The organism is Treponema sp. R6D11 (genome assembly GCF_054786075.1).
On record NZ_BDHD01000319.1, the window covers coordinates 1 to 1,448 of the forward strand.

Here is a 1,448-nt window from a genome sequence, read left to right on the forward strand (position 1 = left end):
CAAAAGCAACACACGAGGCCAAAATAGATGCGTAATTAGAAAACGAAAAAGTACCCTTCTATGTAGGCTTAGATGCACCAGCCGATAGCCTGCATTTTGGACATCTCCTCCAGTTAATTAACGCGCGCAGATTTCAAGAAAGAGGTCATACTCCAATCCTTCTAGTCGGTGGTGCTACAACCAAAATCGGAGACCCGACCGGCAAACAAGACATGCGCAAAATGCTAACAGACGATGATATCGCGCACAACATCGAGTGCTTCAAAAAACAGTTCGCTAGATTCGTCGATTTAAACAACGCAATAATTGTAAATAACGCAGATTGGATAGACGAACTGACTGTTGCAGAATTCATTCGTCTAGGTTTCAATTTCAATATGAGCGATATGTTAAGAATGGACTGCTACGCTAACCGGCGCGAATCAGGCGGACTAACACTCGGCGAAATGTGCTACCTTCCAATGCAAAGCTACGATTTCATGCATCTTTATAAAAAACATAATTGCAAAATGCAAGTCGCAGGGCAAGACCAACGGAGTAATATTTTAGGCGGCGTAAACCTAATCCGCAAAACTCTAGGCGAAAAAGGCAATGTCTTTGGATTAGTAACAAACCTCCTCCTAACCTCGGAAGGCAAAAAAATGGGCAAAACTGAAAAAGGCGCAGTTTGGCTCGATAAAGACAAATTTTCTACATACGATTTCTACCAATATTTTAGAAACGTTCAAGACAACGACGTCCTAACCTTGCTAAAAATGCTAACATTCATCCCGCTAGACGAGCTTAAAAAATACGAAAGCTATGAAAACGAGCAACTAAACGAACTAAAAGAGTTGCTCGCATACGAACTAACAAAAATGGTTCACGGCGAAGACGCAGCAAAAGATGCTCAAGCAAAAGCAAAATCCCTCTTTTCCGGAAGCGGCGACGATGCTCCAACAAAAGAATTAGCTATTGATAACGATATCAGCATTTTGGATTTTCTAGTCCTAACAGAGCTAGCAACTTCAAAAAGCGAAGCAAGACGGTTAATCGAACAAGGCGGCATCAAGCTAAATAATATTTCAATCACAGACACAGCATATATAATAGAAAAAAAATCAAACGAAGTGCTAGCCCAAAAAGGCAAAAAAGTTTTCCTAAAAGTAATCATGAAATAAAAAAGGGGCATACATATGAAGAAAATTAATTTTTTATTATTAGTCATCCTCCTCAGCGCAATCCTTCCAATTAAAGCGCTTGCTGCTTCTTTTCAGTCGCCTTCATATGCTATCTATGCCCTAGAAACAACGCAAGAACTAGAAAAAAAAGGCGCAGATAAAAAGTTCCATCCAGGCGAGCTTATCTATGGAATGATCGGACTTATTGTAAACGACAATTTCGGCAGAGACGATGAAATCGAAATTCCAAAAGTCGTGCGTCCAGCAGGTGTCAAAACCACTTTAATC

1 protein-coding gene and 1 pseudogene are annotated in these 1,448 nt (G+C 40.3%); both read left to right on the top strand.

Going from position 1 to position 1,448, the window contains the following annotated elements; all coding sequences use genetic code 11:
• Positions 1-53 precede the first annotated feature (53 nt).
• Positions 54-1,160: pseudogene (gene tyrS, locus ACYVTD_RS12710) on the top strand (tyrosine--tRNA ligase); the annotation flags it as partial.
• A gap of 15 nt (positions 1,161-1,175) precedes the next feature.
• Positions 1,176-1,448: hypothetical protein (locus ACYVTD_RS12715; RefSeq protein WP_461248120.1), on the top strand; the 273-nt coding region annotated here is incomplete at its 3' end.